At 64.6% G+C, this 12,879-nt stretch carries 9 protein-coding genes; 4 read left to right on the top strand and 5 right to left on the bottom strand.

Annotated features, from left to right (window positions below; translation table 11 throughout):
• Positions 1-66: 66 nt before the first annotated feature.
• Complete coding sequence (locus ACFWCF_RS09740) at positions 67-396, bottom strand: hypothetical protein (RefSeq protein ID WP_378489854.1); 330 nt, start codon at positions 394-396, stop codon at positions 67-69.
• Positions 397-876: 480 nt separating this feature from the next.
• Between ACFWCF_RS09740 and ACFWCF_RS09735 the strand changes: the two genes are divergently transcribed.
• Both ACFWCF_RS09735 and ACFWCF_RS09730 read left to right on the top strand, forming a co-directional pair.
• Positions 877-4,338 (top strand): indolepyruvate ferredoxin oxidoreductase family protein, encoded by a 3,462-nt coding sequence (locus tag ACFWCF_RS09735; RefSeq protein ID WP_378560292.1) that lies wholly within the window; start codon positions 877-879, stop codon positions 4,336-4,338.
• A gap of 49 nt (positions 4,339-4,387) precedes the next feature.
• Entirely contained in the window at positions 4,388-5,479 is a 1,092-nt protein-coding gene (locus tag ACFWCF_RS09730) for a Glu/Leu/Phe/Val dehydrogenase (RefSeq protein ID WP_378560289.1), read from the top strand.
• Between the two features lie 64 nt (positions 5,480-5,543).
• On the opposite strand, the gene ACFWCF_RS09725 is transcribed toward ACFWCF_RS09730, so the two are convergent.
• On the bottom strand, positions 5,544-6,050 hold the full coding sequence (locus ACFWCF_RS09725) for an Lrp/AsnC family transcriptional regulator (RefSeq protein ID WP_378489869.1): 507 nt from the start codon (positions 6,048-6,050) through the stop codon (positions 5,544-5,546).
• Positions 6,051-6,266: 216 nt separating this feature from the next.
• On the opposite strand from ACFWCF_RS09725, the gene ACFWCF_RS09720 reads away from it, so the two are divergent.
• Positions 6,267-7,802, top strand: coding sequence for an amino acid permease (locus tag ACFWCF_RS09720; protein WP_378560286.1), 1,536 nt, complete (start codon positions 6,267-6,269; stop codon positions 7,800-7,802).
• Between the two features lie 91 nt (positions 7,803-7,893).
• On the opposite strand, the gene ACFWCF_RS09715 is transcribed toward ACFWCF_RS09720, so the two are convergent.
• The 3 genes from ACFWCF_RS09715 to glnA all read right to left on the bottom strand — a co-directional run bounded on the left by ACFWCF_RS09715 (position 7,894) and on the right by glnA (position 12,130).
• On the bottom strand, positions 7,894-9,126 hold the full coding sequence (locus ACFWCF_RS09715; RefSeq protein ID WP_378560283.1) for a DUF222 domain-containing protein: 1,233 nt from the start codon (positions 9,124-9,126) through the stop codon (positions 7,894-7,896).
• Between the two features lie 86 nt (positions 9,127-9,212).
• Positions 9,213-10,529 carry a ClC family H(+)/Cl(-) exchange transporter gene (locus ACFWCF_RS09710; protein WP_378560280.1) on the bottom strand — a complete coding sequence of 439 codons (1,317 nt, stop codon included), beginning with the start codon at positions 10,527-10,529 and terminating at the stop codon, positions 9,213-9,215.
• Between the two features lie 164 nt (positions 10,530-10,693).
• Entirely contained in the window at positions 10,694-12,130 is a 1,437-nt protein-coding gene (gene glnA, locus ACFWCF_RS09705) for a type I glutamate--ammonia ligase (protein WP_378560277.1), read from the bottom strand.
• Between the two features lie 213 nt (positions 12,131-12,343).
• Between glnA and ACFWCF_RS09700 the strand changes: the two genes are divergently transcribed.
• Positions 12,344-12,820, top strand: coding sequence for an RDD family protein (locus ACFWCF_RS09700; RefSeq protein WP_378560274.1), 477 nt, complete (start codon positions 12,344-12,346; stop codon positions 12,818-12,820).
• Positions 12,821-12,879: the final 59 nt, after the last annotated feature.

Raw genomic sequence — 12,879 nt, 5'->3', positions numbered from 1 at the left:
CTCGGACTCCGCTGCCGACGGCCCCGTGCGTGTTCCCCTTCGAACATGCATGGGGCCGTGTCGCTCTCAGTTGCAGAAGATGATCAGTCCGACTCCTCGCCATACGTCGACTTCCACGGTTTTCCATTCCTCTTTGTCGTAGTCCCATTCCTGTTCGGTCTCGGTGTCGTAGCCGAGGTCGCGTTGCTCGGTCACTGTGCAGTCCTGAAGTGTGCTGCCTGCCCGACTGATGATGTGCCAGGGCGCGCCCGAATCGTTCAATACCCTGGTTGCTTGCTCTTGCGACATCCCCACGGTGTTCGGTGCATTCTGGGCTGTTGCAATCCCCGCCGCCAGAGGGCTCAGAAGCAGGGCGCCGGCGGCTGCGCATGCTGCGGCCGAAATAGTCGTACGCATGACGGCCTCCTTTCGGAGACAGGTCGGTATTCAGTGCTCTGCCCGGGCGTGCCCCGTGATCAGCGTGCCCGGTGTCCAGATCGGCAGAGCGATGCTGCGGCCTGCCGACCGAATGCGCGGATTCCCCACCTCACATGAAAGCGCCGACCCCCTCGGTCGCAAGAAGCGCGGTGCATAGCGCATCCCCGACACTTCTGCCAGGAATTCCGGCAAAATGTGTCGTACCTCATCAATTGTACGCGCGTGTGCAAGTGACTTTGCTGTCCGCCGAGACGTCGAACGCGGGAGTCACGCCGATGCGGGACTGATCACACTGCGCACCTATTTGTATGTGCGTCAGGTCACATGAGATCAAAATGACTCGCTGAAAAGTTTTTCATTGACACTTTCGGGCATATATCGCGAGCATTACTGAACCAAATGATGTGATCGAAGCGGCGCGATGAATCGAGTGCCGCGCCGAACGAACGGTGGTGCGCGATGACGGAAACCACGATCCGCGAAAGTGAACGACATCCCTACGACCTGGACGACAGGTATCGATCCGGTTCGGGCACGGTCCTGCTCACCGGCGTGCAGGCAATTGCGCGGCAGCTCGTCGAACAACATGTGCGAGACATCCGCGACGGCCGCCGGGTCGCGACGTTCATTTCCGGCTATCAGGGCAGTCCACTCGGTGGCCTCGACAAGATGCTGCACGGCATGCCGAAGGTGCTCGCCGAGCACGACATCACCTTCACCCCCGGTCTCAACGAGGAGCTCGCAGCGACCTCGGTGTGGGGGAGTCAAGGACAGCTCGGGGCAGGCACTCCGACCCACGACGGTGTGGTCGGCGTCTGGTACGGGAAGGGGCCCGGCCTCGACCGCGCCACCGACGCGCTGCGGCACGCCAACATGTACGGCGTCGACCCGCACGGCGGCATGCTGCTGATGGTCGGCGACGACCCGGCGTCGAAATCCTCCACCGTGCCCGCAGTGAGTGAACGGTCCCTCGCGGCACTGGGCATCCCCGTGCTGTACCCGCGCAACGCTGCCGAGATCGTCACAATGGGCCTGCACGGTGTCGCTTTGTCACGCGCGTCCGGGTGTGTGGTTGCGCTCAAGATCGTCGCCGACGTTGCCGACGGGGCCTGGTCGATCGACGGGTCGGTGTCGGATCTGTCCATCATCGTCCCCGAGATCGAATGGGAAGGGCGGCCGTTCACGTACCGCCAGCGGCCGATGGCGGCCCCGGGCGACAGCGTGCTCGCCGAGGCCGACCTGTACGGGCCGCGCTGGAAGACCGTCCTGGCCTATGGCAAGGCCAACGCACTCGACGTCGTCGAGGTCGATCCGACGCACGCCCGGATCGGCCTGGCGGCCACCGGAACCACCTTCGACGCGCTGCGGCAGGCGCTGCTCGACCTCGGCGTCGCCGACGCGGACCTGCATCGCGCGGGAATTCGGTTGCTGCGCATAGGAATGCCGTACCCCCTCGGGCCGGACCTCGTCCGGGATTTTGCGCGCGGACTCGACGAACTGATCGTGGTCGAGGACAAGACGGCCTTCGTCGAAACCCAGATCCGAGAGATCCTCTACGGGACGGATTCCGCGCCGCGCATCCTCGGCAAGAAGGATGCGGATGGGCGTCCGCTCGTGCCTTTCGACGGTGAACTGACCGCCGGCCGGATCCGCGGGCCGCTCCGCCGCGTGCTGCGCGAGTACATCGAACTCGGTCCTGGCCCCCTGCCGCAGTTGCCACTCGAAGTTCTCTCCACCTCGCGCACCCCGTACTTCTGCAGCGGCTGCCCCCACAACCGCTCCACCGCCCTGCCCGAGGGTTCGATCGGCGGCGGCGGAATCGGCTGCCACACCCTGGTCACTCTGTCCGGTCGCACCGACAGTGCCGTGACGGGCCTGACCCAGATGGGTGGGGAGGGTGCTCAATGGATCGGGCAGGCACCGTTCACCGACATCGGGCACATGTTCCAGAACGTCGGCGACGGAACCTTCTTCCATTCCGGTCAGCTCGCCGTCCAGGCATGTGTCGCGGCCGGCGTGAACATCACCTACAAGCTGCTCTACAACGACGTTGTTGCGATGACCGGCGCGCAGGATGCCGAAGGCGCCCTGAAGATCCCCGCCCTGACTCACAAACTCACCACCGAGGGCGTCCGCAAGATCATCATCTGTTCTGACGAACCCGCGCGGCACCGCAAGCGGACCCTCGCGCGAGGCACTGTGGTCTGGCACCGTGACCGGCTCGACGAAGCACAGAAACTGCTGCGGGAGGTTCCGGGCGTCACCGTACTCATCTACGACCAGCACTGCGCCGCCGACGCGCGTCGTCAGCGCAAGCGCGGCACTCTGCCCGCCCGCACCACCCGAGTGGTCGTCAACGAAGCGGTCTGTGAGGGGTGCGGAGACTGCGGTGTCAAGAGCAACTGCCTGTCGGTCCAGCCTGTCGACACCGAATTCGGCCCCAAGACGCGGATCGACCAGACGTCGTGCAACACCGACTACTCGTGCCTCGACGGGGACTGCCCGTCGTTCGTGACGGTCGAAACCACACCGGATCGCAAGCTCGAGCCGCGCACCGCGCCGATACCGCCCGCCGTGCCGGACGCCACCGTCGACGTTCCGACAGGGACCAGCAATGTCTTCCTCGCCGGAATCGGCGGCACCGGCATCGTCACCGTCAACCAGGTGCTCGCCACCGCGGCGCTACGTGCCGGATTCGAGGTCGAATCGCTCGACCAGATCGGGATGAGTCAGAAGGCCGGTCCGGTGGTCTCCCATCTGCGCTTTGCCGTGGGCGACCTCGAACCGGGCAACCGCGTCGGCACAGGTGGGGCATCGTGCCTGCTCGCGCTCGATCTGCTCACCGCCACCGAGCCGAAGAACCTCGCCTACGCGAACACCGCCGCAACCGTCGCGGTCGCGTCGACGAGCCGCACACCCACCGGAGACATGGTGTACGACCGGTCGATCCGTCACCCCGACGAGGACGGTCTGCTCGCGCGGCTCGAGGCGACCACTCGCGAACTGGCCTCGTTCGACGCGCTCGCTGCGTCGGAGGCGCTGTTCGGTGAGACCGCCGCCGCGAACTTCCTGATCGTGGGCGCCGCGCACCAACTCGGAGGACTGCAGATCCCGGCAGCCGCGATCGAGGAAGCGATCGAGATCAACGGTGTCGCGGCGGCGACCAACATCGCTGCATTCCGGTGGGGGCGCGCGGCGATCGCCGACCCCGATGCGTTCCGCGAGGCCACCGAACCGGCACGCCGCGACCGTGCCGTGACGATCGCGCCGGACCGGTTGTTCGACGGCACCGCTTTCGATGGTGAAGTGCAGCGACTGGTGAAGATCCGCGCTGCCGCTCTCATCGATTTCCAGGACGAGGCGCTCGCTGCGCAATACATCGAACGGGTGCACTCCGTGTGGGCCACCGAACGTCGTCTCACCGACCGCACCGACCTCAGTGAGGCCGTGGCCCGAGGCCTGTTCAAATTCACGGCCTACAAGGACGAGTACGAGGTCGCACGTATGCTCGTCGACCCCGCCTTCGTCGACGACGTGCAGGCTCAGGTGCCCGGCGGACACCAGCTCACCTACCGCCTGCATCCGCCCGTGCTGCGGGCGCTCGGCCGCAGCAAGAAGGTCGGATTCGGACCGAAGTCGCATTCGACCCTGCGGATGCTCGCCAAAGCGAAGCGCCTGCGCGGAACCCGGTTCGATCCGTTCGGTTACGCCCACGTCCGGCGGACCGAACGTGCACTGCTCGCGCACTACACCGCCGTGATCGAGCAGATCGTCGCCGATCTGAACACCGACTCGTACGACCGTGCCGTCCGGATCGCGGAACTTCCGGACATGGTGCGCGGTTACGAGGACATCAAACTGCGCTCCGTCGAGCAGTACCGCGCCCGGCTCAAAGAGTTCGGCGTCGATGCCGAGTTCTGAGTTGTCCTCTCCTGCCATCCGATTCGCATCCTCCGAAGGGAACCCGCACGTGACCACCTCCACTGTCGTCCGCCCGACCGTCACCGATCCCGCTCTCGGCGTCTTCGGCCGCTCTCGATGCCTGACCGACCGGCCGCACGAACAGGTCGTCTTCCACGAGGACGCCGCCACCGGTCTGCGCGCGATCATCGCGATTCACTCGACGACCCTCGGACCGGCTCTCGGCGGCACCCGCTTCTATCCCTACGCCGACGAGGCGACAGCACTCGAGGACGTGCTGCGACTGTCGTGGGGCATGACATACAAGGCGGCGGTGTCGGGAGTGAACCTCGGTGGCGGCAAAGCCGTCATCCTGGGTGATCCGGCCACCGACAAGAGCGACGAGCTGCTCGCCGCATACGGGAGGTTCGTCGAGTCGCTCGGCGGCCGGTACATCACCGCCGCGGATGTCGGTACCCACGCCGGCGACCTCGACGTGGTCGGCGCGCACACCGCTCATGCGGTGGGACGGACCACGGCGGCGGGAGGCTCCGGCGACAGCTCGCCGTTGACCGCGCTCGGTGTCTTTCAGGCGATGAGGGCGGGTGCCCGAACCGTCTGGGGGAGGGACACTCTCGCTGGTCGCAGAGTGGGCGTAGAAGGGCTGGGGAAGGTCGGCTACCAGCTTGTCGAACTGCTCGCCCGCGATGGCGCCGACATCGTCGTGTCCGACGTGAACCCGGTAGCGCTGGCGCGGGTCGCAGTGGACTTCCCATCGGTGCAGGTGGCCGACGGAGTGCTCACGTCGTCGCTGGATGTATACGCCCCGTGTGCTCTCGGTGGCACACTGACGGCGGCGACCGGGGGAGTGCTCGATGCATCCTTGGTGTGTGGCGCAGCCAACAATCAACTGGCCGACCCGGGCGTCGAAAAGGTGCTGCGCGGTCGCGGTATCACCTGGGTTCCCGACTATGTGGCGAATGCGGGAGGCCTGATCCAGGTCGCCGGTGAGGTGGACGGCTCCGACGCTGTTGCCGTCCGCGGCCGGGTGGAGGAGATCTTCGATCGCACCGTCGAGATCTTCGATGTGTCGCGGGAGCTGGACATCATGCCCGGCGCCGCCGCGAACCGAATTGCGGAGCAGCGCATCGATTCTGCCTGACACGCGTTGATCGTGAGAGGGAGTCGCCCATGGGCGACTCCCTCCTCGTCGTGGTGACGGGCTGTCAGGGTCGACCGGTGGAAGCGGAGCGTCCGTGCCCCGCGTCTCGGGTGAGATGTTCGAGCAGCGGCTGCGTGCGATACGCCACCGGGGTGGTGAGCGCCAGCGTCGTCGTGGTGTGCGCGACCCCTTCGATGCTGTGGATGCGCTCGAGGACCTGCAGCAGGTCTTCCTGCGACTGGGCGGCCATTCTGATCAGGAGATCTTCGCGTCCTGTCGTCGCGTGCACTTCGAGGACCTCGGGGAACCGCTCGAGTTCGGCGATCACGTGGCCCATCCGTGCCTGGACGAGTTCGGCGCCGATGAATGCCTGGAGGGGCAGCCCCAGCGTGGGGAGGTCGACCACCGGGCGATACCCGGTGACCGCGCCGGATTCTTCGAGTTTCTTGATCCGCGATTGGACGGTGTTGCGTGCCACGCCGAGCTTCGCCGAGAGATCGACGATGCCCGCCCTGGGGTTGTGTGTGAGCTCCGCAAGGAGAGCTGTGTCGAGCCGGTCGAGACTGAACACCATGACACCCTTTCTGTTGTGATGCGTATCACCATTTGATCATACTGATCAGCTGATTCGAAAGTTCTTGACACGGATGGCTGTAGTGCCATGATTGCTGCATTGAAATGCTCATGCGATGCAGCTTGCTATACCGCGGCACGCATCCCCTGAGCTGTTGCCCACCGATCGTCCACAGGGCTCGGCGGGCACCACAACCCACCCGAGGAGCACACCATGCCCGGAGTCGGCATATGGCGCACCAAATCAGTCGAACAATCGATCGCAGACACCGACGAACCCAGCTCGCGACTACGAAAAGAGCTGACCGCCAAGGATCTGACGGTATTCGGTGTCGCTGTCGTCGTCGGTGCCGGGATCTTCACCCTCACCGCGCGCACCGCGGGTAACGTTGCCGGACCGTCCATCTCGTTGGCATTCGTTCTCGCTGCGATCGCCTGTGGGCTCGCCGCGCTGTGCTACGCGGAATTCGCGTCGGCCGTGCCCGTCGCGGGTAGTGCATACACCTTCTCCTACGCCACCTTCGGTGAATTCGTCGCGTGGATCATCGGATGGGACCTGATCCTCGAATTCGCGTTGGCCTCCGCGGTTGTCGCCAAGGGGTGGTCGCTCTACCTCGGTGGCATGTTCGGCGGAAGTGCCGCGATCGATCTGGGGCCGCTCTCCGTCGACTGGGGTGCACTGCTCATCGTCGGTGCGATCACGATCGTTCTCGCGATCGGCACGAAGGTGTCGTCGCGGGTGTCGGCGGTCGTCACTGCGATCAAGGTGGCTGTGGTGCTGCTCGTCATCGTCGTCGGCATCTTCTACATCGACAAGAGCAACTACTCGCCGTACATTCCGCCGGCCGAAGAGTCCCAGGACGTCGCGCACGGCGTGCATCAGTCCCTGTTCTCCGCGCTCACGGGAGCCGATGGCAGCAGTTACGGCTGGTACGGCCTTCTCGCCGCGTCGAGCCTCGTCTTCTTCGCCTTCATCGGATTCGACGTGGTCGCTACGACCGCTGAGGAGACGAAGAACCCGCAGAAAGCACTGCCGCGAGGAATTCTCGGATCTCTCGCAATCGTCACAGTGCTCTACGTCGGTGTCACTCTCGTGCTGACCGGCATGGTCAAGTACACCGATCTGCGGACGGGAAGCCCGCTGGTCGGGGATGGAAGTGCCACCCTCGCCACCGCATTCGAGGCGCACGGTATCGGCTGGGCGCAGATGGTCATCAACATCGGCGGTCTCGCCGGACTCACCACGGTGGTCATGGTGATGATGCTCGGCCAGACCCGGGTGCTGTTCGCGATGTCGCGGGACGGGCTGGTGACGCGCAAGCTGGCCACAACGAACCGCAAGGGTGTTCCCGTGCGCATCACGTTGATCGTCGGTGGTGTCGTCGCGGTGCTCGCAGCGGTGTTCCCGATGGGGGTGCTCGAAGAGATGGTCAACATCGGCACCCTGTTCGCCTTCGTCCTTGTGTGCATCGGTGTGATGGTGCTTCGACGTACCCGTCCTGACCTGCCGCGCGGGTTCCGGGTGCCGCTCATGCCGTGGGTCCCGATCCTCGCGGTGGTCGCGTGTGGGTGGCTCATGCTGAACCTGTCGGTCGAGACGTGGATCCGGTTCGCGGTGTGGATGGCGCTGGGCGTGGTTGTGTACTTCGCCTATGGTCGCCGCAAGTCGGTGCTGGGACGGCGCCTCGCAGCGGAAGCCGGTGAGCGGGCCGCGGCAGAGGGGAAGGCCAGGGAACCTGAGCCTGTGTAGTCGGGCGCAGCAACTTCACGGCTGAAGCCACCGCCGCCAGGGCACACGGGTGCCCTGGCAACGGTGGCTGTTGTCGTGTTCTGTTGTGGAGCTAGGCGACCAACTCCGGTCTGTTCCCCGGGATCGGCGTGCGGAACACATCGACACTCGAGGGAGGGATGAACTGCGGCCGACGCTCGTCGGTGATTTCCACGTGCCAGTCTGTGTGGTGTATCAACCGATGATGATGACCACATAACAACACCAAATTGTCGAGGTCGGTATCACCACCGTCCACCCAATGGGTCAGGTGATGGGCATCGGCCCACGCCGGGGGCGTTGAACACCCGGGGAAGGCGCATCCGCCATCTCGGACCGCCAGCGCTCGACGTTGCGCCGTCGTCGCAGTCCGGTGCGTCCGCCCGTGTGCGAGCGGTACGCCGTGTTCGTCGAGCAGGATCCGGGTGACCTGACAATCGCAGGCGAGCATCCGGGCGGCATCGATCGACAATGGGCCCGCCCAGGGTTCGGTCGCATACCCGTGCTCAGGACTGTGGGTGAACAGTTCTTTCACGGCGGTGTTCTTGGTCAGATCTTTGATGGAGGCGGTGACCGTCACGTGCGGCTTCACTCCGCCCTCGACCGGGACGAGGCCGGCGGCTTCGACGAACTGCAACAGTTGATCGAAGGCATCGGCGGTGCGTTTCGATGCCGGTCGATCGTCTTTGACGCCGTTGACTTCAGGCTTCGGCGCGGAAAGTGGGGAGAGGAGATGCCGCAGGCGGGCACCGGTGATGGCGTCGAACTCGCCTGTGATGACGACTCGGCCGTGCCAGGTGGTGGAGATGAACAGTTCGTTGCGTGAGGAGTCTTCGCCCGGTGGTGGTCCGTCGCCGGTGTTGTAGAGATGTTCGAGTCGGCGGATCACGGCCCGGACGGTCGCTTTCGTGGCGACCCGCTCGGAGGCGTGCTCGATCAGGATGCTGCGGGCTTCCTCGAAGTCGCAGGGGTTCATGGTGCGGGGGTAGTGCTGGCAGAAGTAGGCGATCTGCCGAGCTTTCTCCGCATCCAGCAGACCGGATGAATACGCTTCGCGCACTTCCGGTTCCAGCCGCAGTAGCCGTGCCAGCGATTCGATGCGGTGGCATTCGCCGAGTTCGAGGTTGGTGGCGGCGCACAGCCAGTGGGCTGGGCTGCGGTAGCCGTGTTCTTTGACGGTGTCGCGTTCGACCATTTCGATCATCAGGTCGACGCGGTGTACCTGCCAGGTGTGGATTTCGGCGGAGATGGCGAGCGTCTCGGCCATGAGTTGTGTGTTGTCGAGTTTCCAGAGGTCCCCACCCATGATCGAATTGTATAGAACACACTTGCGATCTACAAGACCGAGTGGAATATATGTTCGATTGATGCGGTGGCTGAAGTGCGCGTGGTTCATTCCGCAGGTGGCGCGGGGGAAGCGAGCAGCCGCGTGCGCAGACTGTCGTAGATCGGAGCGACCCCTGCGAGATGTGCGACGACCACCGCTCCTGCCGACGCGATCAGCATGGGCACAGTAACGCTCGTCGTGGCGGTCATCTCGACGACAAGAACGATTCCCGTGAGCGGTGCCCTCACGGACGCGCTGAAAAGTGCAGACATCCCTACTATCGCCATCGGTAGCGCGATCGATGAATCGACCGCAGGGACAACCGCTTCCACGATGCGTGCATACAGAATTCCCCATAGCGCACCGAGCGCGAGAAGTGGTGCGAACAGTCCGCCCGGGGTCCCGGCCGCGTACGACAACGGGCCGGCAATGAACCGCATCACGACGTACCAACAGATGAGGGGGAGAGTGAGTGCACCCCCGGCAAGCACGTGCTGTGAGACCGTATCGCCTCCGCCTGCGGCGAGGGGCGCGAGTGAGGCCAGCAAGCCGATTCCGCCACCGATCAGTGCGGCCTTCGCTGCGGGTGGCAGCGCGTGGACCGCATCGACGAGTTCGAGAGAGCCGATGATCAGCCAGTTGTAGGCCGCACCGAGGAGCCCCGTCAGGAGCCCGAAAACCAAGAACACCGGCAGCAATGTGATGGAGGGTGTGTCGATCCTCTCCACGACAAAATCCGGCCGATTACCGAGGATCACACGCGAGCAGGCGACTCCGGCGCCCACTGAAAGGAGGACAGGGACGACCGTTCGGAATCGAAAGTCCCGGGTCACCTCCTCGAAGACGAACAATGCGCCGCCGACCGGGGCATTGAAGGCGACGGCCAATCCGGCACCCGCCACCGCGTTGTGCATCGAGCGGACGTGATTGTCGTCCATGCGCGCCCGTCGCGCCGTCTCGGAGCCGATTGCCGCACCCATATGCACGATCGGACCCTCGCGCCCGAGAACGAGACCGGAACCGATCGAGAGCACGCCCCCGATGAATCTTGCAGGTACAACCCGAAGCGGAGGTGGCGCGGCTTCGTCTCGGGCGACTGCTTCCACATGCTGGATACCACTTCCGGCGGCGAGGGGCACCCGCCCGACGATCAGTGCCGCAGTCGCGGCGCACAGTCCGGTGAACGCCATGGGAATCAGCCAATTCGGCCCGGGCAGCGAATGTGCCCACTCGAGAACATCGGCACGCCATGCGTCCGCGACGTGCAAGCACCACCGGAAAGCACCTCCGACGAAACCGATGACTGCGCCGGCGATAGTCGCCAATACGCAGATCACGAGCAACTCGCGGCTCGTCACGGATCGGGTCTCAGGGTTCTCCATTGGGAACCATTCAAACGGATCTGCGAGAGTTTCCTTCCGAAACACGGGTTTCCGTTGGTTGTGTTCGTGGGGAAACCCGTGCGAAGGGTGGAAGGTTTCGAAACGCCACTGGCCCGCTCGCGTGAATCAGAGCGAGCGGGCCAGTGCCGAAGCAGTTACTCGACTCAGCAGTCGAAGTACAGCTGGAACTCGTAGGGGTGCGGACGCAGGTTGACCGGAGCGATCTCCTGCTCACGCTTGAGCGAGATCCAGGTCTCGATCAGGTCGGTGGTGAACACGCCACCCTCGGTGAGGTACTCGTGATCGGCCTCGAGACGGTCGATGACCGCGGGGAGCGACGTCGGGGCCTGCGGGATGTTCTTGGCCTCCTCCGGCGGAAGCTCGTAGAGATCCTTGTCGACCGGAGCCAGCGGCTCGATCTTGTTCTTGATGCCGTCGAGGCCCGCCATCATCTGAGCGGCGAAGTTCAGGTACGGGTTGCCCGAGGAGTCCGGTGCGCGGAACTCGAGGCGCTTGGCCTTCGGGTTGTTGCCCGTGATCGGGATACGGACCGCAGCCGAACGGTTGCGCTGGCTGTACACCAGATTGATCGGAGCCTCGTAGCCCGGCACGAGGCGGTGGTACGAGTTGATCGTCGGGTTGGTGAAGGCGAGCAGCGACGGCGCGTGATGCAGGATGCCACCGATGTACCAGCGAGCGAGATCCGACAGGCCCGCATAACCGGCCTCGTCGTGGAACAGTGGCTTGCCGTCCTTCCACAGCGACTGGTGGACGTGCATACCCGAGCCGTTGTCGCCGAAGAGCGGCTTCGGCATGAAGGTCGCGGTTTTGCCGTGCTGCCACGCGGTGTTCTTGACGATGTACTTGAACAGCTGCAGGTCGTCGGCTGCCGAGAGCAGCGTGTTGAACTTGTAGTTGATCTCGGCCTGGCCGCCGGTGCCGACCTCGTGGTGGCCGCGCTCGAGCTCGAACCCGGCGTTGGACAGGTTGGTGGAGATCGCGTCGCGGAGATCGACGTAGTGGTCGTACGGCGCGACGGGGAAGTAGCCACCCTTCGCGCGGACCTTGTAGCCGAGGTTGGGGGAGCCGTCAGCGTTGCGCGCGGCACCCGTGTTCCAGCTGCCCGAGATCGAGTCGACCTCGTAGAACGCACCGTTCATGGCGGAGTCGTAACGGACCGAGTCGAAGATGTAGAACTCGGCCTCGGCACCGAAGAACGCGGTGTCGGCGATGCCGGTGCTGGCGAGGTACTCCTCGGCCTTCCTGGCAACGTTGCGCGGGTCGCGGCTGTAGGACTCGCGAGTGAACGGGTCGTGGACGAAGAAGCTGACGTTCAGCGTCTTGGCTGCGCGGAAGGGGTCCAGGCGTGCGGTGGTCACGTCGGGAAGGAGCAGCATGTCGGACTCGTGGATCGACTGGAATCCGCGGACGGAGGATCCGTCGAATGCCAAGCCGTCTTCGAAGACATCCTGGTTGAACGTCTTCGCGGGGATGGAGAAGTGCTGTTCGATGCCGGGCAGGTCAGTGAAGCGGACGTCGACGTATTCGACATTTTCGTCCGCAATGAACTTGATGACCTCTTCGGCCGTGGTGAACGCCACGCTTGTGCTCCTTCAGTCGGTGCGCGCCATTTGGTGCTGGGCGCCTGCGTCGGATCAGACCGTATTGACCCGGTGTTGCCCGGTCGTCAAACCTATGTTTCGCCGGTGTTACACATCAGGTTGCCCTGCTGTGAGACCCGAAGAACGTGGTAGAGGTCACCGCCGGGTGCACGGGTCTGCCCTGGTCCGCACGTACCAGACTATCCTGGTGCCATGGCGCGGATGACGGGTAGTTGGCTATCGGGTCCCTCGGCGGCCCTTCCTCAGGGGCAGGGCGGGGAACAGAAGTATCCCGGGGAGTGGCTCGGACTTCCGGAACACGGCCCGGGTGCGCTCGTCTCTTCGGGGAAGCGGGTTCTCGCGCTGGTCATCGACTGGTTCTCGTCGATTGCGATCGCGATGGCGCTGGTGGGAGACAATCCGCTCGAGAGCCCCTTGCTGTCGGCATACACGCTTCTTGTCTGGTGCGGTGTAGGGATCGTCACAGTGACGTTGTTCTCCTTCACACCGGGGCAGTTCATCGCCGGGCTTCAGGTGGTTCGCGTGGACGGACCTGTCCGCGTCGGACTGATCCGTGCCCTTGGACGGCAGATCTTGCTCGTCTTCATCGCTCCGGCTCTGGTCACCGACATCGACGGCAGGGGCCTACATGACCGGGCGACGGGCACTGCGCTCGTGCGTTCGCGCTGATATCTTCCTGCAACGGCTGATACCTGCCAATGGCTGAGGGCCGCCGTCCCGATCGGGAC

It is taken from the genome of Rhodococcus sp. NPDC060090, assembly GCF_042729855.1.
Classification (GTDB): Bacteria; Actinomycetota; Actinomycetes; order Mycobacteriales; family Mycobacteriaceae; genus Rhodococcus.
The sequence above is the reverse complement of the archived record's forward strand: the minus strand, read 5'-3'. Positions and strand labels throughout refer to the sequence as shown.

Bases quoted from the DNA above. Each gene is read 5' to 3' on its own strand.
- ACFWCF_RS09740 (WP_378489854.1), bottom strand. From the start codon at position 396: ATGCGTACGACTATTTCGGCCGCAGCATGCGCAGCCGCCGGCGCCCTG.
- ACFWCF_RS09710 (WP_378560280.1), bottom strand. From the start codon at position 10,529: ATGGAGAACCCTGAGACCCGATCCGTGACGAGCCGCGAGTTGCTCGTG.
- ACFWCF_RS09735 (WP_378560292.1), top strand. From the start codon at position 877: ATGACGGAAACCACGATCCGCGAAAGTGAACGACATCCCTACGACCTG.
- ACFWCF_RS09700 (WP_378560274.1), top strand. From the start codon at position 12,344: ATGGCGCGGATGACGGGTAGTTGGCTATCGGGTCCCTCGGCGGCCCTT.
- ACFWCF_RS09715 (WP_378560283.1), bottom strand. From the start codon at position 9,126: ATGGGTGGGGACCTCTGGAAACTCGACAACACACAACTCATGGCCGAG.
- ACFWCF_RS09720 (WP_378560286.1), top strand. From the start codon at position 6,267: ATGCCCGGAGTCGGCATATGGCGCACCAAATCAGTCGAACAATCGATC.